Here is a 17283-nt window from a genome sequence, read left to right on the forward strand (position 1 = left end):
CCGGCTCACAGGCTCAGCGCGCCCGTCCGGGGACCGGCTCCCTTCACCACCAGGCCTTGCCGATGTTGAAGGTGTAGCTCAGCGAGACGCCGGCGGTGAACTGGTTGGCATCGGTGGTGAGCGGCGAGGAGGCCGCATCGCCGAGGAGGCGGCCATAGCCGCCGAACACGCCGGTCTCGAAGCCGTTGCGGAAATTGTAGGTGAGCTGCGCCATGGCGCCCACCATGTCGAAGCCGGCGGATGCGTTGTAGACCGGCAGCGGATTGCCGAACGCATTGGCGACGACGGCCTGCACCGGCGTGACGCCGAAATAGGTGCTCATGTAGCCCGAGCCGCCATAGGTGAGGCGGGGGCCGACGGCGAAGCGCCACTGGCCGTAGGGCAGGATCACGTCTGCACCGAGCAGGCCGCGGATGCCCTCGAAGCCGCCGACGCCGTAGCGCAGTTCCGCGCGGGTGCGCAGCCAGTCGGTGATGTACCACTCGGCGAAGGCGCCGGCTTCCAGCGCCGGATCGATGTTGCCGAGGCCGGTGAGGCGATAGGAATCGCCGGAGTCGCGGCCCCAGTCGATACGGCCAACGGCGCCGATGCGGAAATTGCCGGTGTCGAAGAGGGCCAGGGACGGGTTGTCGTCCACGCTGCGGAAGACGTTGAGCTGGCTCGCCTTGCGGACGGAGAAGATGAGGCCGGGCCGGAAGGAATAATTGTCCGCGCCGGGATAGCTCGGGTCCGCCGAGACGGACGCGCCGATGGTCAGGTACCAGTCCTCGTTGGCCGAGGGCGGAACCGGGGTGGGCGGCGGCGGCGTGAACAGGTCGGCCGCCTGCGCGACGCCGCACGCTCCCCCGGCGAGTACCGTGGCGAGGAGGAGGGAACGCAGCTTGCGGAACACGACCATCGGGAGACCTCTGTCAAAACCTGCGGCCATCCTGTGGCCGGGCGGCTTTACGAAATGCCAAAACCGCACGGCTGGTGCACGGCAATAAAGCCGGCAAATCCGCTTGTGCAAGGTGAGGGTTAACCAAGCGTTGGGTCAAGGCCGCCGGGACGATCCCGGCCCCGCGTTGCAGATCGGCAACGCCTGCCCGGCGCGGCCGGCCAGGAAGGCGCGTCACGAAGGCGCGTCAGGAAGGCGCGTCAGGAGGCGCGGCGGCGCCGGCTGATGAAGACCGCGAGCCCCACGCCCACCAGCGAGGCCGCGAGGCCGTACCAGGTGAGCGCATATTCCAGATGCCGGTTGGGAAAGGCGATGCGCGTGCCGCCGCCGATGGGCAGTCCGCCCGGCACCGGCGTCGCATCGGCATCGATGAGGAAGGGCGCGGCGCCGGAAATGCCGCGGGCGGCGGCGATCTCGGCCGGCTCCATGCGGTAGAAGCTGCCGTGGGCGGGATCATTGGCCGGCACGAACCAGCTCGCCTCCTCGGGGAAGCGCAGCAGGCCGACCACCTCCACCTCGCCCTTCACCTCACCTTCCGCCCGCGTCGCGGGATCGCGCCGGTCGGACGGGACGAAGCCACGATTGATGAGGATGGGCGGGCCGTCGGCGCGAATCAGCGGCGTCACCACCAGGAACCCCTGCCCCTTCACCGGGCCGGCGGCATCGTCCCCGCGCACGGTGTAGACGAGGGCTTCCTTCGCATGGTCGAAGGTGCCGCGCACCTTCACCCGGCGGTATTCGTCCTCCTCGCGGGTCAGCGCGGACCAGCGGGCGAGGGGCGGCACATCCTGCGGGGCGGCGTGGACGCGCGCCTCGACGCGGGCGAGCAGCGCCTCCTTCCAGGCGAGGCGATTGAGCTGCCACGTCCCGAGGCTGATGAGCACCGCGAAGGCGATGCAGGCGAGGACGAGCAGGAGAAGCCCGCGGCCGCGCCGCGCGGGAGACGGCGCGGTGGCAGGCGGCACCGGGGACGGCGCTTTGCCGGTCACTGGCCGTCCAGCCGGCCCTCGGAGGCCTTGTTGCGATACTGCAGCGCCACCATCAGCGCCTTCAGCGGCCGCAGCAGGCCGAGGGTGACGACGAGGATGGCCGGGATCCACAGCAGCGCGTGCACCCACATGGGCGGCTCGAACTTCGCCTCCACCCAGAAGGCGAGCGCGACCACGATGAAGCCGGCGAACAAGATGACGAACACCGCCGGCCCGTCGCCGGCGTCGGCGAAATCATAGTCGAGGTCGCAGGAGGTGCACTTGGGCGCAAGGTCGAGGAAGCCCTTGAACAGCGGGCCGCGGCCGCAGCGCGGGCAGCGGCAGGAGAGGCCCGCCGCGAAGGGGGAGACTGGGGCGTGATAGGGATCGAGCGACACGGGGCACCTCCGGTGCCGAAATGAGAAGGCCGGCGCGTGGGTGCGCCGGCCTGAGGCTTGTCTCTGGCGCGGTAAGACCCGCGCGGATCAGGCGTGTCCGCCCTGCGCCCACACATAGATGAAGGTGAACAGGAACAGCCACACCACGTCCACGAAGTGCCAGTACCAGGCGGCCGCCTCGAAGCCGAAATGCTTCTGGGGGGTGAAGTCGCCCATGTAGGTGCGCATCAGGCACACGGCGAGGAAGATGGTGCCGACGATCACATGGAAGCCGTGGAAGCCGGTCGCCATGAAGAAGGTCGCGCCGTAGATGTTGCCGGCGAAGTGGAAGTGCGCGTGGATGTACTCGTACGCCTGGCACATGGAGAACAGGACGCCGAGCACCACCGTGCACCACAGGCCCCACTTGAGGCCCTGACGGTCGCCGTGCACCAGCGCATGGTGCGCCCAGGTCACCGTCGTGCCCGAGGTGAGCAGGATCAGCGTGTTGAGCAGCGGCAGGTGCCAGGGATCGAGGCTCTCGATGCCCTTGGGCGGCCAGACGCCGCCGGTGAAGTCCATGCGCATGAAGTTGATGGCCTCACCCGAGAACAGGGAGGCATCGAAGAACGCCCAGAACCAGGCGACGAAGAACATCACCTCGGAGGCGATGAACAGGATCATGCCGTAGCGCAGGCCGAGCACCACCACGCGGGTATGGAAGCCGGCGCGGCTCTCGCGGATCACGTCCCGCCACCATCCGAACATGGTGTAGAGCACGCCGAGGAAGCCGACGATCATGACGAGCGAGGTGCCGCCGTGCATCCACACCACGGCGCCCGAGGTGAGGATCAGCGCCGCGACCGAGCCGATGATCGGCCACGGGCTCGGGTCGACGACGTGGTAATCGTGCTTGACGTGTATGTCGGCCATGGCGAACCGGCCTCCCCTTTTCCCAGTCTCGTCGAGCCCACCCGGCTTCACGCCGGGGGGCCGTTTGCGTTCTGGACGGCGATGCCGCCCGAATGTCATGCCCCGGTCGGGGCGGTGATCGTTGTGCCTAGAGCGGCTTTCGCGCGCCCTCCGCGTCGGCGCGGACCTTGTCCAGCGTGTCCGCGTTGGCGCGGACCTGCGGCTTGTCCGCCTTCGCCGGGAAGAAGGTGTAGGACAACGTGATGTCCTTCAGCGTCTTCAGGTCCGGGTCGTCGGCGATGGACGGATCGACGTAGAACACCACCGGCATGTCCATCTTCTCGCGGCCGGCCAGCGTCTGCTCCTCGAAGCAGAAGCACTGCAGCTTCACGAAATAGGCGCCGGCCTGGGGCGGCGACACGTTGTAGGTGGCGTTGGCGCGGGTATCGTCGGCGGAGCGGTTCTGCGCCGTGTAATGGGCAAGGCTGGTGGCGCCGATCTTCACCGTCATTTCCCGCTGCACGGGCGCGAAGGCCCACGGAAGGCCGGGCGAGACGTTGGCGTCGAAGCGGATGGTGATCTCGCGATCGAGCGGCGCAGCGGTGGGCGTCGAGCCGACGCGGGTGGCGCCGCCGAAGCCGGTGAGCGAGCAGAACATGGCGTAGAGCGGCACCGAGGCGTAGGTGACGCCCACCATGGCGGCGATGAAGCCGACGCACGCGGCCGCCACCACCCAGTGTCGGGCGGCGCGGGGAGCGCTCTCAGCCATCTTGTCGTTCGCCTCGGCCATTCCTCGTCCTCGCGTCCGGAGCCCCCCGGACCCTCTTCCGTCTGATCCTGCCCGTTCCGCCGATCCCCTGCCCTGCACTAGAGCGGGCGGTTGAGCACGTTGGGACCGAGCTTCACGATCGTCACCACGTAGAACAGCAGCGCCAGGAACCCCAGCACGGAGGCGATGGCGATGCTGCGCGCGCGCTGCCTCTTGAGCTGCTCGGGCGTCAGCACGACACCGTCCTCCTGCGGAGGACGCGGCTTTTCCTTCTTCTCACCGCTCATCGCAGCAGGCCACCAATGACCGCCTCGCCGAGCAGCGTCGCGAACAATGCAAACAGATACACGATGGAAAATCCAAACAGGACCTTGGCCGCCTTCACCGCCGCCTCGCCCTGCCGGACGCGGAAGACGCGCACCGCAAGGACGATCATCCAGGCCCCGGCCAGCACCGAGACCGCGCCATAGGCGAGGCCGGCATAGCCGAGGAAAGCGGGGCTGGCGGCAAGCGGCACCAGGAACAGGGTGTAGAGGAGAATCTGGAGGCGGGTTTCGTCCGGCCCCGCCGTCACCGGCAGCATGGGCACGCCGGCGCGGGCGTAGTCGTCGGCCCGGTAGAGCGCCAGCGCCCAGAAGTGGGGCGGCGTCCAGAAGAAGATGATGGCGAACAGCAGCACCGGCTCCAGCGACACCGTGCCGGAGGCGGCGGCCCAGGCGACCAGCGGCGGGAAGGCGCCGGCGGCACCGCCGATGACGATGTTCTGCGAGGTCGAGCGCTTCAGCCACATGGTGTAGATCACCACGTAGAAGAAGATGGTGAAGGCGAGCAGGGCGCCGGCGAGCGCATTGACCAGAAGGCCGAGCACCACCACCGAGAAGGCCGAAAGGGTGAGGCCGAAGGCCAGCGCCTCGTGGCCTGTGACGCGGCCGGAGGGCACCGGACGGCCACGCGTGCGGGTCATCACGGCATCGATGTCGGCGTCCCACCACATGTTGAGCGCGCCCGAGGCGCCCGCGCCCACGGCGATGCACAGCAAGGCGGTGAAGGCAATGACGGGGTGCACGTCGCCCGGCGCACGCACGAGGCCGACCAGCGCGGTGAAGATCACCAGCGACATGACGCGGGGCTTCAGGAGCTCGAAATAGTCGCGCGGCGCGGCGAGGCCCTCGCCCGCGGCGGCGACGCCGGCCGACGCAGCCCCGCCCGCCATAACGCCGCCCGACGCCATGGCGTACGGGTCGGGTCCGGTCAGGCTGGCACGCTCGTCACTCATTTCCAAACTCCGGACATCCTTGAACGCGACGTTCGAGACTTCATTTCGGAAACACCCGCCCCGGAGGGCGGCGGGAGCCGCGGTCGCCCGCGGCCCCGGAGCCTGGGTTCCGGCCTCACTTGATGCGGGGCAGGACCTCGAACTGGTGGTAGGGCGGCGGGGACGGCAGGGTCCACTCCAGGGTGGTCGCACCCTCGCCCCACGGATTGTCCCCCGCCTTCTCCTTGCGCAGGAAGGCGAGCGTGGTGCCGGTGATGAAGATCAGCACCGCGACGCCGGAGATGTAGGAACCGATCGAGGAGACGAAGTTCCAGTGGGCGAACGCGTCCGGATAGTCCGCATAGCGGCGCGGCATGCCAGCGAGACCCAGGAAGTGCTGCGGGAAGAACACCAGGTTCACGCCGACGAAGGTGACCCAGAAGTGCAGCTTGCCCCAGAATTCCGGGATCATGTAGCCGAACATCTTCGGGAACCAGTAGTACCAGCCGGCGAAGATGGCGAACACGGCGCCGAGCGACAGCACGTAGTGGAAGTGCGCCACCACGTAATAGGTGTCGTGCAGCGAGCGGTCGATGCCGGCGTTGGAGAGCACCACGCCGGTGACGCCGCCCACGGTGAACAGGAAGATGAAGCCGATGGCCCACAGCATGGGCGTGCGGAACTGGATGGAGCCGCCCCACATGGTAGCGATCCACGAGAAGATCTTCACGCCCGTGGGCACCGCGATGATCATGGTCGCGGCGACGAAGTAGGACTGGGTCGAGGAGGACAGGCCCACCGTATACATGTGGTGCGCCCACACCACGAAGCCCACCACGCCGATGGCGACCATCGCGTAGGCCATGCCGAGATAGCCGAACACGGGCTTGCGCGAGAAGGTGGAGATGATGTGGGAGATCAGCCCGAAGCCGGGCAGGATCAGGATGTACACCTCGGGATGGCCGAAGAACCAGAAGAGGTGCTGGAACAGGATCGGATCACCGCCGCCGGCCGGGTCGAAGAAGGTAGTGCCGAAGTTGCGGTCCGTCAGCAGCATGGTGATGGCGCCGGCCAGCACGGGGAGCGACAGCAGCAGCAGGAAGCCGGTGATGAGCTGCGACCAGGCGAACAGCGGCATCTTGTGCAGCGTCATGCCCGGGGCGCGCATGTTGAAGATGGTGGTGATGAGGTTGATGGCGCCGAGCAGCGACGACGCGCCGGCAAGGTGCAGCGAGAAGATCAGCAGATCCATGGCCGGGCCGGGATGACCGAGCTTGGACGAGAGCGGGGGATAGATGGTCCAGCCGCCGCCGAAGCCGTTGGTGCCCGGCGCGCCTTCCACGAACAGCGAGGAGAGCGCGAGGATGAACGCGGGCGGCAGCAGCCAGAAGGCGATGTTGTTGATGCGCGGGAACGCGGTGTCCGGCGCGCCGATCATCAGCGGGGCGAAGTAGTTGCCGTAACCGCCGATGAGCGCGGGCATCACCATGAAGAAGATCATGATGAGGCCGTGGCCGGTGGTGAAGACGTTGAAGGTCTGCGGATCCTTGAAGATCTGGAGACCCGGCTGCTGCAGCTCCATGCGGATCGCGATGGAGAGGGCGCCGCCCACGATCCCCGCCACGATGGCGAAGATCAGGTACATCACGCCGATGTCCTTGTGGTTGGTCGAGAACACCCAGCGCTTCCAGCCCGTGGGGATGTGCGCATCGTGGGTGTCGTGATCGTCGTGATGGCTGTGGGTGACTGCCTCGGTGGCCATTCCCGCTTTCCTCGTGTTCCCGGCGCCGGCCCCGTCCCGCCGCGCCGCATCTACCCTGGAAACCGCCCGGCCGTCCGCCGCGCGGGGAAACCTCAAGGACCCGCCAGAGCGGGCCCGAAACCGTCAGCGCGCGGTCGCGGCACCCTCGAGGGTGCTGGCGTCGGCGAACTTGCCCTCGGCATCCCTGGCGGAAGCGAACTTGGCCTTGGCCTGGGCGACCCAGGCGTTGAAGTCGGCTTCGCTCACGGCGCGCACGGCGATGGGCATGAAGGCATGGTCGCGGCCGCACAGCTCGGAGCACTGGCCGTAATAGACGCCCTCGCGGGTGATCTTGAACCAGCTCTCGTTCAGGCGGCCCGGCATGGCGTCGATCTTCACGCCGAAGGAGGGCACCGCGAAGGAGTGGATCACGTCCGCCGCCGTCACCTGGATACGGATGTTCTTGTTGATCGGAACAACGACTTCGTTGTCCACCGCGAGCAGGCGAGGCTGGCCGGGCTTCAGGTCCTTCTCGGCGACGAGGTAGGAGTCAAAGCCGAAGCCGCCATTGTCCGGATATTCGTAGGACCAGTACCACTGGTGGCCCGTCACCTTCACGGTGAGGTCGGGCTTGGGAATGTTCAGTTCCAGGTGCAGCAGCCGGAACGAGGGGATGGCGATGGCCACCAGGATCAGCACCGGCACCACCGTCCAGGCCACTTCGATCATGGTGTTGTGGCTGGTCTTGGAGGGCACCGGATTGGCGCGCTCGTTGAACCGCACCACCACGATCACCAGCAGCACCAGCACGAACAGCACGATGGCGGTGATGATGCTGATGAGCAGGACGTTGAAGGTGTGGATGTTCTCCATCACCGGGGTGGCGGCGTCCTGCAGATTGATCTGCCACGGGGCCGGCTGGCCCATCTGGGCATGGGCCGCCGCGCTCGCGAACATCACCGCGGCGAAAGCGCCGACGGCGAGGGCAGCATCGCGCATACGGGTCGCGGTGCGAATGAGCGACATCATCTTCTACCCATCTCCCTGGCCGGCGGAGAACCGCCGGAAATTTCCCTGCCGCCGGTGCGCCGAAGGGGCGCGCCACGGGGCCCTTATTCGAGTGCGAGACCGCGTTCTGCAGCCGCATGCAACTGCGTTGTTTTTGGGCAGGCACTCTCCCTAAGATTCATCAAACACAATTGGGGGCGCCTTGCAATCGCCCGGGGTTTGCCCAATTGGACAAAACGTCCAAGCCCGCTCCGGCCGGCGCCGGAGGGCGCGCCGATCGTTTTAGTAACCAATTGTTCTAACTCCACTTTAGCCAGCCCCACACACCTCCTCGAGCGAGTCGCACGGGGTTTGAAACGGGGCGCAAGAGACAAAATACCGCGCACCCCGTCCGTGGTTTACGCAAGGGCGCCGGGTCGGAATGCCGACGGGGGAAAGTGGGTCCTGCCCCATTGTTGACGCGATGCCTTGGGCATTAAGGCATTGGTTCACGAAATCAGATAAGGCAGGATCGCCCGGCCTCCCCCGCCGGACCCTGCCGGAGCTTGCGATGGTCCTGTCGTTCCGACCTTTTCCCGCCATTGAGACCGATCGCGCCGAAACGCCCGGCACGCGGACGCCTCGCGCCGGGGGGCGCGCGCTGGCGCTGTTCCTCGGGACCTTCGTGGCCGCACTGCTCTCGGCGGCGGCCCCGGCGGCGGCGCAGGGCGTGGTGAAGTCGGTGTTCGGCGAATGGCAGATTCGCTGCGACACCCCGCCCGGCGCGCAGAGCGAGCAGTGCGTGCTGCTCCAGTCGGTGCAGGCGGAGGACCGGCCCAATGTCGGCCTCACCGTCATCGTGCTGAAGACCTCGGACCAGAAGAGCCGCCTGCTGCGCGTGCTGGCGCCGCTCGGCGTGCTGCTGCCCGCCGGCCTCGGCCTCAAGATCGACGACCAGGACATCGGCCGCGCCGGATTCGTGCGCTGCCTGCCCAATGGCTGCGTCGCCGAGGTGGTGATGGACGAAACCCTCGTCGGCCGCCTCAAGTCCGGCAAGACCGCCACCTTCATCATCTTCCAGACCCCGGAAGAGGGCATCGGCGTCCCGCTCAGCCTCAACGGATTCGGTCCGGGATTTGATGCCCTGAAGTAAGGTCGTGGGCCGTCTTCACGCTTCGGCGGACGGCCACCACCACGCCGCGTCGACGGCATGGTTTCGACACGCTCGCCCGTCATGAGCGAAGAGCAGGGGCCACTGGGGATGGGTGGCGCCGAAGTTGCTTGGAAGCAGCCCTTGCGGAAGGCGTTCTGATCCGTCAGGGATCGGGACCGGGGGAGGACGTCGCGCATGCCAGTCGATGAACACGCCTTGTTCGGTGGGGCGCTGGCCTTCATGTGCGCCGCCGTCATCGCGGTCCTCGTCGCCAAGCGCATCGGTTTCTCACCCATCGTCGGCTACCTCCTGGTGGGCATCGCCATCGGCCCCATTGGACTCAATGTGGCCGACCCCTCGGTGGTGCACACCGTCGCCGAGCTGGGTGTGGTCATGCTCCTGTTCCTCGTCGGACTGGAGCTGAAGCCGTCCCACCTCCTCTCCATGGGGCACTACATCTTCGGGCTGGGCACGGCGCAACTGGTGCTCACCTCGCTGGCGTTCGCGCTGCTGGCCTATTTCGGCCTCGGCTTCGGCGTGGCGGCGGCGGTGGTCTCCGGCCTCGCGCTGTCGGTGTCGGGTACCGCCATCGCCCTGCAGCTCGTCGGCGAGCGCGGCGACCTCGGCAGTCCCTACGGGCAGCGCACCTTCTCCATTCTTCTGTTCCAGGACATCGCGGTGGTGCCGCTGCTGGCGCTGGTGCCGCTGCTCGCCCCCGGCAGCGAGACCGAGATCCACGATCCGAAGGCCACGCTGATGCAGGCTGGCATGGCGGTGGGCGCCATCGCGGTCATCGTCGTGGCCGGCCGTTACCTGCTCAATCCCCTGTTCCGGGTGCTGGCCCGTTCCGGCGCGCGCGAAGCGATGACGGCAGCGGCGCTGATGGTGGTGCTCGGCGCCGCTGGCCTGATGGAGATCGCCGGCATGTCGGCGGCCATGGGCGCGTTCCTCGCCGGCCTCCTGCTCTCGGAAAGCACCTTCCGGCACGAACTCGAAGCCAATGTGGATGCCTTCCGCGGCCTGCTGCTCGCCATCTTCTTCATGAGCATCGGCATGACGCTGAACATCGACGTGATCCTCCACCACATCCCGCGCCTCGTGGTGGGTGCGCTGGCGGTGGCGGTCATCAAGTCGGTGGTGGTCTATCTGGTGTTCCGGGCCGACAACATCGCCCCCGGCGATTCCCTGCGCGCCTCGGTGGCGCTGATGGCGGCGGGCGAATTCGCCTTCGTGCTGTTCCCGCTTGGCCTCGCCAACAACATCCTGCGCACCGAGCAGACGGACCTGCTCATCGCCCTCGCGGCGCTCACCATGGTGCTCGGCCCCCTGCTGTTCGCCGGCGTCTCGCGCTTCCTGCCGCGCTTCACCCCGCCGGCGCCGGAGCCGCCCGCCGACGATTTCACCGATGCCGACGGCTCGGTGCTGGTCATCGGCTTCGGCCGGTTCGGGCAGATCGTGTCCCAGTGCCTTCTGGCACAGGACGTGAGCGTGACGATCATCGACAAGGACGTGGAGATGATCCAGAGCGCCGGCCGGTTCGGCGTGCACATCTATTATGGCGACGGCACAAGGCTCGATGTGCTGCGCGCCGCGGGGGCGGAGACCATGGAGGTCATCTGCATCTGCGTGGACAACAAGGAAGACGCCAACCGCATCGTCGAGATCGTGCGCACCTCCATCCAGGGACCGCGCCTGTTCGTGCGCAGCTTCGATCGCGTGCATTCCATGGAGCTGGTGCGCCTCGGCGTGGATTTCGAACTGCGCGAGACCCTCGAATCGGCCCTCTCCTTCGGCGCCCGCACCCTGGAGGCGCTGGGCGTGAGCGAGAGCGCCGCCGAAGCCCGCATCGCCGACGTGCGCGAGCGCGACCGCGCCCGGCTGGAGCGGCAGATGCAGGACGGCCTGTTCGCCGGTGCCGATCCCTTCACCCGTCCCAAGGTGGAGCCGGAGCCCCTCACCGAACCCGAACACCGTGCCCGTCCGCTCAACCCGGAGGCGCAGGACATCCTCACCCACGAGACCGAATTCTCGGGCTGATCGGGCGGGGGCGCCGCCGCTTGTCCGGGTAAAGAGGCGTCGGGGCAGTGTATCCGGACCGGCACCGCCGTCATGGCCGGGCTTGTCCCGGCCATCCCGTGGGTGGGCCGGGAACACCCGTCCAGACATCGCGCCTGCGGCCCGACGTGGATCCCCGGGACAATCCCGGGCATGACAGTGGTAAGCAGAGGGAACAGCTGTTCGAGCACGGGGACACCCTTGGCTCCAAGCGCGGCCGGCGGGTGCGGCGAGCCATCTCGCGCCCCAGACGCATGGAGCGTCAGCGGACTGCGAGCCGGGGCCGGGCGCAAAAGACGGCCGAAGGCGCTTCCGAACGTCAGCGCTCTCAGGCATTGCCCGCTGCGCGGGAATCTTGCGCTGGCCCCCGGATCGGCGCTCCACCTGCGGTGTCGCTTGTCCGGGGGACCAGCGCCCGGTACCGTCATCCGAGCTGGAAGCATCGCTTCCACCATCCCCTGTCAATTCCCGTAACGGAACCGAACCATTTCGTGATTTCGGCAGGACGATGGCGTAAGCTTGCTGCCAAGATTTCGGGCAGAAGCCGGAGCGGGACGCCTTCTCCCCTCGCACGCCCGCGATCCGACGGAGTTCGCGTATGGATCAGTTCGTGGAGATGCTGCGCGCGGCCCAGGGCGGGCAGGCGATGGAGAATATCGGCCGCATGTACGGCCTTTCCGCGCAGCAGGCCCAGCAGGTGGCCGAGGCGGTGATGCCCGCCTTCGGGGAGGCGTTCAAGCAGGCCTCGCAATCTCCCGAATCCCTTGCCGCGTTGATGACGCTGATGACGAGCGGCCCCTATGGCGCCTTCTATTCGCAGCCCGCGCCCCCCGCCGAGCTGACCCGCGCCGGCTCCGAGGCGCTTGATACCGTGTTCGGCTCGTCCGAGGTCAGCCGCGCCGTGGCCGCCCACGTCGCCTCCTCCACCGGCCTCGGCATGGCCATGGTGAAGCAGGTGATGCCCACCTACGCCACGCTGGTGGTGGGCGGGCTCGCCAAGTCGCTCGCCGCTTCCGGCGCGCTGCAGCAGATGCTGGCCGCCATGCTCAGCCGGATGCCGGGGCAGACCGAGCAGAAGATCGCGCCCATCTCCTCGGGCAATCCCTGGATCGACGCCTTCCTGGCCTTCACCAGCACCGCCACCGAACAGGGCGGCCGGTCCTACAGCACGGGCAATCCGTGGGCGGATGCCTATGCCCAGATGATGTTCCAGCGCGCCGCCCCGGCCCCTGCGCCCCAGCGCAATCCGGCCAACGCATGGCAGGACGTGGTGAACGCCATGTCCAAGACCATGATGCAGGCCGGCGTGCCGCCCACCCGCGAGAAGCCGCCGGAGCCGCCGCCCGCGCCGCTGCTGCCGTTCCAGAACTTCTTCGCGCAGATGTTCGCCCAGGGCTTTCCGCCGCCCTTCCCGCCGCCGACCCAGCCCGGCGCGCCCGATGCGAGCCGGCAGGCTTATGCGGTGCCGGAATTCTGGCTCAACATCATGCGCTCGGCCGCAGCGTCCATGGCGGCCGCCACCCAGAGCATGAATGCGGTCACCCAGAACGGGCAGACTGTGCAGGAAGCCGAGACCCTGCCCCCCGACCGCCCCCGCCTCGGCCGCGCCGATGGCGACAAGCCCGCGGCGGACCGCTTCTCCGGCGGCAAGTAATTGAGCCCAATGAATTGATGGCCAGATAAAAATCGACCCGCGCCGGTTGCGGACGGCGCGGGTCGAGGCACGGCGGAGTCGAGGGGCGCTTCCGCCGGATTCCTGTATTCAGTCGGCCGGATAGCCGCGCCAGGCGGCAAGCCGCGCCGCGGCCCGGCGCTCCTTGGCGCGGACCACCAGAAGCTGGGTCGGGTCTTCGAACAGCGGCGCGGAGACGGCATCGCGCACATCCGCCCGCGTCACCCCGATATCGCGCAGCATGTGGTCATCGAGATGGGCGATCTCGGCCATCACCTGCCGTCGCTCGATGACGCGGCCGATGGTCTGCACCTGACGCAGGCCCTTGACGGCAGCGCCGACGGCCGAGAGGCACAAGGCGGCGACCAGCTCGCCCGCGGGGGCGAAGGGGGTCCTGCGGGTTTCACCATGGTACGTCATCATCATCTCCGTTGCCTGGATGCGCTCCGCCGACCCTCCTTTCCGGGGCCGTGATGGTCTGAACACACCCGGCATGTGCTGAACGGGCCTGAAACTGGCCCTGACACCCCGGTGAAACCACCCGATTTCGCGCCGCATCCAATCGGCAGGACCTTTCTGGATGCTTCGCACAAATCACGCTAGCGAATGTTTTTCATCTCTCGTATCGTTTTGTGTGATGATTGCGGCGACGGGGCGGCCGGCCCATGCGGCTGGCGCAGGGCTGCCCCACAGGAGCGCGACGATGACGGCCATGCTCGACCCCGACCAGCTGAGAACCTTTGTGGCCATTGCCGAAACCGGCAGTTTCACGAAGGCGGCGGAGGTGGTCCACAAGACCCAGTCGGCGGTCTCCATGCAGATGAAGCGGCTGGAAGAGCGGGTCGACCGCCCCATCTTCGTCCGCGACGGCCGCGCCTCCCGCCTCACCGAAGACGGCGAACGCCTCCTCGACTACGCCCGGCGCATCGTGAAGCTGAACATGGAAGCGGTCTCCAGCTTCGCCGACGCCGAGCTTTCGGGGCGGGTGTGCCTGGGGGTGCCGGACGATTACGCGGACCGCTATCTACCTGATATCATGGCGCGATTTTCGCGCACGCATCCGTCCGTCGAGCTCACGGTGATCTGCGAGCCGACCGCCGAGCTGGTGCAATACATCGCCTCCGGCACCATCGATCTCGCCATCATCACCGCCACCGAGATCACCTCGCGCAACGCCCATGTGATCCGCCGCGAGCGCCTGCTGTGGGTCTCCTCCGCCCGCCATGCGGCGCATCTGGAAACCCCGGTGCCGCTGGCTTTGGGGCGGCCCACCTGCCAGTGGCGGGAGATCGCCGTATCGCGGCTGGCCGGCGCCGGTCGCGGGCACCGCATCCTCTACACCAGCCCCAATTGCGGCGCCGTGGTCGCGGCGGTTCTCTCCGGTCTCGCGGTGTCCGTGCTGCCGGAATCAGCGCTGCGCACCGGCATGCGCGTGCTCGGCGCGTCGGAGGGCTACCCGCCCCTACCCCCTTGCGATATCGGGCTTTTGCGCAATCGCCATGAGCCCTCCCCGCTCGCGGATGCGCTCGCCCAGCACATCGTGCAGGGCCTCGACAACCTCACTGAAGTGGACGCGGCGGAGTAGGTCGGCGCGTTCCGTCACACCGTCTCGGCGTAGCGCTCGTAGGCGTCCTCGACCGTGAGGATATGCGAGCGCATGGCCTGCGCCGCCTCCGCCTTGTCGCCCCGCAGGATGGCGGTCACCACCCGGTCGTGCTCCTCGTAGGAACGGGCAAGGCGGCCGAGGGTGCGGAACTGGGCGCGGCGGAACGGTTGCAGCCGGGCGCGGGTGGCGAGCGTCAGTTCGGTCAGGTAGTCGTTGTGGCTGCCGGCATAGAGCGTTGTGTGGAACCGCTCGTTCAAGACCGTGTAACTGCCCTCGTCACCCCGCCGGGTGAGGTCGGCCAGCTCCGCGTGGATGGATTCGAGCCCTGCCCGTTCGGCCGGCGTCATGTTCACCGCGCACAGGCCGGCGCACAGGGCTTCCAGCTCCGCCATCACGTCGAACATGCCGCGCAGACGTTCGAGGGACGGCTGGGCCACCAAAGCGCTGCGATGGGGGCGCGCCTCCACGAGGCCGGACGCGGCAAGGTCGCGCAACGCCTCCCGCACCGGCGTGCGGGATACGCCGTAACGCTTTGCGATATCGACCTCTTCCAGCGCAGTGCCGGGTGCGAGGCGGCCGCGCACGATGTCGTCGGCGATCTGCAGACGCAGTTCCTCGGTGCGCGTCACGGGGCGACCGACCGTCCGGCGCTTGCGCACGCGCGGGGTCGGGGCCGACGTCTTCATGCTGGGTGGCGCGAACAGGGTCATGTGCACGATTTTACCGGGATTCCCGCCTGCGGCGAAATCCGTGAAACGTCGCAAGTGGATGGCAAGTCATACGCCGGCGCGTCATGCTGTCGGCTCGTCGATCATGGAGACGTGGGCGGCCACCACACGCCAGCCTTGCGAGGTCCGCACCCAGGTCTGCTGCTGGCGCCCCACCTTGCCCGGCGCGTTGTCGCGGTAGAACAGGGTGGATGCCACGGCAAAGTCCCGGCCGTACGTGGTGATGACCGTCTGCGCCAGGTTGCGCGCGAGGCCCACCGGCGAGCGGGCACGGCGGAAGGCGCGAATGGCGTCCATGCCGTAGAGGTTCTCGCCGCCGCCAAAGCGGATGGTGCGCGGATCGTCCTGAAACAGGGCCTCCAGCGTCTCCACATCGTTGCCGACGAGCGCGGCCTCGTAAGCCGCGAACGCCTCTTCGACCTCGGCCTTCACCTCGGGAATGTCGATTTCCAACAGGTCCTCCTTCAAAAAGCTGCCGCAGGGGCGGCGGCGACGCCCTGCCGCTCCAGCTCCGCGGCCACGCGCAATGCCATGTCTTCCCGCCACGGCGGCGCGATGACCTGCACGGCGACGGGCAATTCAGGTGTGTCACCCACATTCACCCGCACCGGCACGGCCACCACGGGCAGGCCGATGAAGGAAATGGGCTGGGTGAACAGGCCGAGGTTCGGCCGCACCAGCATCTCTTCGCCATCGAGCACGAAGGTCTTCTGCCCCAGCTTCGGCGCCCGACAGGGCGTGGCGGGGGCGAGGAGCACGTCGTGAGTCTCGAACAGCTTCAGCATCTCACCCCGGAAGTGCCGGCGGAAGCGCTGGGCGGCATCGACCCACGAGGCGGGAATGGCGAGGCCGGCCAGCAACCGGTCGCGCACGGCGGGATCAAAATCCTCCGCCCGCACGGCGAGGCGCCGGGCGTGGAGGCTCGCCCCTTCGGCCGCGGTGATGATGTAGGCCGAGGCGCGGGCGCGGGCGGCGTCGGGGATGTCCACCATGTCGCGTGCACCGAGCGCAGCCGCCACCTTGTCCACGGCGGCGAACGCTTCCGGATGCGCCTTGGCGCGGAACCAGCCCCCGGCGATGGCGATGCGCAGCCCGCCGATCCCCTCCCCGATCACCCCGGACACAGGCTCGAAGGGGCGCGACGTCTGGCCGGGATCGCGGGCGTCCTCGCCCTGCATGGCGTCATAGGAGAGCGCGAGATCGGCGACCGAGCGGGCGAGCGGCCCGAGGTGGTCCAGAGCCGTCACGAAGGGAAAGCTGCCGCCCCGCCCCAGCCGGCCATAGGTGGGCTTCAGCCCGAACGTGCCGCACAAAGAGGACGGCACGCGGATGGAGCCGTTGGTGTCGGAGCCGAGCGCGAGCGGCACCATGGCCGCCGCCACCGCCGCCCCGGAACCACCGGAGGAGCCCCCCGACATGCGGGTGAGATCGTGCGGGTTGCGCGAGGCGCCGTCATGGACGTTCTCGCCGGTGAAGTCATAGGCGTATTCGCCCATGTTGAGCCCGCCGACAAGGATGGCGCCGGCCGCCTCCAGCTTCTCCACCAGGAAGGAATCCTGAGCGGACGGGGCACGATCCCGGTTGATCTTGGAGCCGGCGCGGGTGGGCAGGCCGGCGATGTCGAACAGGTTCTTCACCGCGAACGGCACGCCGGCGAGCGGGCCCAGCGGTTTGCCGGCGGCGCGGGCGGCGTCGATCCCGTCCGCCTGGGCGCGGGCGCGCTCCGCCGTGAGATCGGTGAAGGCGTTGATGGCCGGATCAAGCGCCGCAATGCGGGCCAGCGTCGCCTCGATGACGGCGCGCGCGGTGACGGTGCCGGAAGCAACGGCGGCTGCGATCTCGGCGGCGGTCGCGCCGGCGAGGCGGGTGGCGTCGGGAACGGGGACGGGCGCGTTCATGACCACCTCACGGACGATACACGGGGGCCGGCTCCTCGGCGTCGCCGAGGTCCAGGCTCCGGACTAGGGTCGCTGCATCGGCGATGCTGCGCAGATAGGCAAGCGCCTCCGTGCGCCATTCGGGGCGCGCGGTGATGCCGTGGGCGGAGAGCGCCCCGTCGAGAAGTTGCACGAGGGCGGCATCCTCGACCTTGGGCAGGGTGGTTTCGCTGGCCATGGTTTGCC

General features: G+C 68.2%; 18 protein-coding genes. 4 read left to right on the forward strand and 14 right to left on the reverse strand.

Translation table 11 applies throughout. The features are described from left to right. Positions 1 to 43: 43 nt before the first annotated feature. The 9 genes from A37E_RS0123570 to coxB all read right to left on the reverse strand — a co-directional run bounded on the left by A37E_RS0123570 (position 44) and on the right by coxB (position 7958). Positions 44 to 898: a MipA/OmpV family protein gene (locus tag A37E_RS0123570; RefSeq protein WP_029558868.1), complete on the reverse strand. Its 855-nt coding sequence runs from the start codon at positions 896 to 898 to the stop codon at positions 44 to 46. A 239-nt stretch (positions 899 to 1137) separates the two neighbouring features. Beyond that, positions 1138 to 1926, reverse strand: a complete 789-nt coding sequence (locus A37E_RS0123575) for an SURF1 family protein (RefSeq protein ID WP_245279413.1) — start codon at positions 1924 to 1926, stop codon at positions 1138 to 1140. Then, a complete protein-coding gene (locus tag A37E_RS0123580; protein ID WP_029558870.1) occupies positions 1923 to 2303 on the reverse strand; it encodes a DUF983 domain-containing protein in 381 nt (126 codons plus the stop codon). Before A37E_RS0123580 ends, A37E_RS0123575 begins: the two co-directional genes overlap by 4 nt. Positions 2304 to 2390: 87 nt before the next feature. Continuing rightward, the gene (locus A37E_RS0123585; protein WP_024278553.1) at positions 2391 to 3215 is read right to left on the reverse strand and encodes a cytochrome c oxidase subunit 3; all 825 of its coding nucleotides are present in this window, start codon (positions 3213 to 3215) and stop codon (positions 2391 to 2393) included. A gap of 127 nt (positions 3216 to 3342) precedes the next feature. Then, entirely contained in the window at positions 3343 to 3984 is a 642-nt protein-coding gene (locus tag A37E_RS25620; RefSeq protein WP_051679295.1) for a cytochrome c oxidase assembly protein, read from the reverse strand. A 77-nt stretch (positions 3985 to 4061) separates the two neighbouring features. Beyond that, positions 4062 to 4250, reverse strand: a complete 189-nt coding sequence (locus A37E_RS0123595) for a hypothetical protein (RefSeq protein WP_024278551.1) — start codon at positions 4248 to 4250, stop codon at positions 4062 to 4064. After that, positions 4247 to 5239: a heme o synthase gene (locus A37E_RS0123600; protein WP_029558872.1), complete on the reverse strand. Its 993-nt coding sequence runs from the start codon at positions 5237 to 5239 to the stop codon at positions 4247 to 4249. The genes A37E_RS0123595 and A37E_RS0123600 overlap by 4 nt, the downstream gene beginning before the upstream one ends. Before the next feature lie 115 nt (positions 5240 to 5354). Continuing rightward, entirely contained in the window at positions 5355 to 6980 is a 1626-nt protein-coding gene (ctaD, locus tag A37E_RS0123605; protein WP_024278549.1) for a cytochrome c oxidase subunit I, read from the reverse strand. Between the two features lie 123 nt (positions 6981 to 7103). Beyond that, positions 7104 to 7958 (reverse strand): cytochrome c oxidase subunit II, encoded by an 855-nt coding sequence (gene coxB, locus A37E_RS0123610; RefSeq protein WP_038195007.1) that lies wholly within the window; start codon positions 7956 to 7958, stop codon positions 7104 to 7106. A gap of 559 nt (positions 7959 to 8517) precedes the next feature. Here coxB and A37E_RS0123615 point away from each other — a divergent pair. From A37E_RS0123615 to A37E_RS0123625, 3 genes are all read left to right on the forward strand, one after another. After that, positions 8518 to 9099: an invasion associated locus B family protein gene (locus tag A37E_RS0123615; protein WP_081837751.1), complete on the forward strand. Its 582-nt coding sequence runs from the start codon at positions 8518 to 8520 to the stop codon at positions 9097 to 9099. Positions 9100 to 9294: 195 nt separating this feature from the next. Continuing rightward, the gene (locus A37E_RS0123620; RefSeq protein WP_029558875.1) at positions 9295 to 11136 is read left to right on the forward strand and encodes a monovalent cation:proton antiporter-2 (CPA2) family protein; all 1842 of its coding nucleotides are present in this window, start codon (positions 9295 to 9297) and stop codon (positions 11134 to 11136) included. Positions 11137 to 11752: 616 nt separating this feature from the next. Next, positions 11753 to 12808, forward strand: coding sequence for a DUF937 domain-containing protein (locus tag A37E_RS0123625; protein ID WP_029558876.1), 1056 nt, complete (start codon positions 11753 to 11755; stop codon positions 12806 to 12808). 108 nt (positions 12809 to 12916) lie between these two features. Here the strand turns inward: A37E_RS0123625 and A37E_RS0123630 are convergent, their stop codons facing one another. Then, positions 12917 to 13252, reverse strand: coding sequence for a DUF1127 domain-containing protein (locus A37E_RS0123630; protein WP_051679296.1), 336 nt, complete (start codon positions 13250 to 13252; stop codon positions 12917 to 12919). 277 nt (positions 13253 to 13529) lie between these two features. Here A37E_RS0123630 and A37E_RS0123635 point away from each other — a divergent pair, with 277 nt between their 5' ends. Next, complete coding sequence (locus tag A37E_RS0123635; RefSeq protein ID WP_029558878.1) at positions 13530 to 14411, forward strand: LysR substrate-binding domain-containing protein; 882 nt, start codon at positions 13530 to 13532, stop codon at positions 14409 to 14411. Positions 14412 to 14425: 14 nt separating this feature from the next. Here A37E_RS0123635 and A37E_RS0123640 read toward each other — a convergent pair whose 3' ends face one another. From A37E_RS0123640 to A37E_RS0123655, 4 genes are all read right to left on the reverse strand, one after another. Continuing rightward, positions 14426 to 15118 carry a GntR family transcriptional regulator gene (locus tag A37E_RS0123640; RefSeq protein ID WP_156026477.1) on the reverse strand — a complete coding sequence of 231 codons (693 nt, stop codon included), beginning with the start codon at positions 15116 to 15118 and terminating at the stop codon, positions 14426 to 14428. A gap of 105 nt (positions 15119 to 15223) precedes the next feature. Continuing rightward, positions 15224 to 15613 carry an oxalurate catabolism protein HpxZ gene (gene hpxZ, locus A37E_RS0123645; protein WP_029558880.1) on the reverse strand — a complete coding sequence of 130 codons (390 nt, stop codon included), beginning with the start codon at positions 15611 to 15613 and terminating at the stop codon, positions 15224 to 15226. An 11-nt stretch (positions 15614 to 15624) separates the two neighbouring features. Beyond that, a complete protein-coding gene (locus tag A37E_RS0123650) occupies positions 15625 to 17058 on the reverse strand; it encodes an AtzE family amidohydrolase (RefSeq protein ID WP_051679490.1) in 1434 nt (477 codons plus the stop codon). Between the two features lie 7 nt (positions 17059 to 17065). Then, the gene (locus A37E_RS0123655; RefSeq protein WP_024278539.1) at positions 17066 to 17275 is read right to left on the reverse strand and encodes an AtzG-like protein; all 210 of its coding nucleotides are present in this window, start codon (positions 17273 to 17275) and stop codon (positions 17066 to 17068) included. Between the last annotated feature and the right edge of the window lie 8 nt (positions 17276 to 17283).

Source organism: Xanthobacter sp. 91 (genome assembly GCF_000702385.1).
GTDB classification, from domain to species: Bacteria; Pseudomonadota; Alphaproteobacteria; order Rhizobiales; family Xanthobacteraceae; genus Xanthobacter; species Xanthobacter aminoxidans.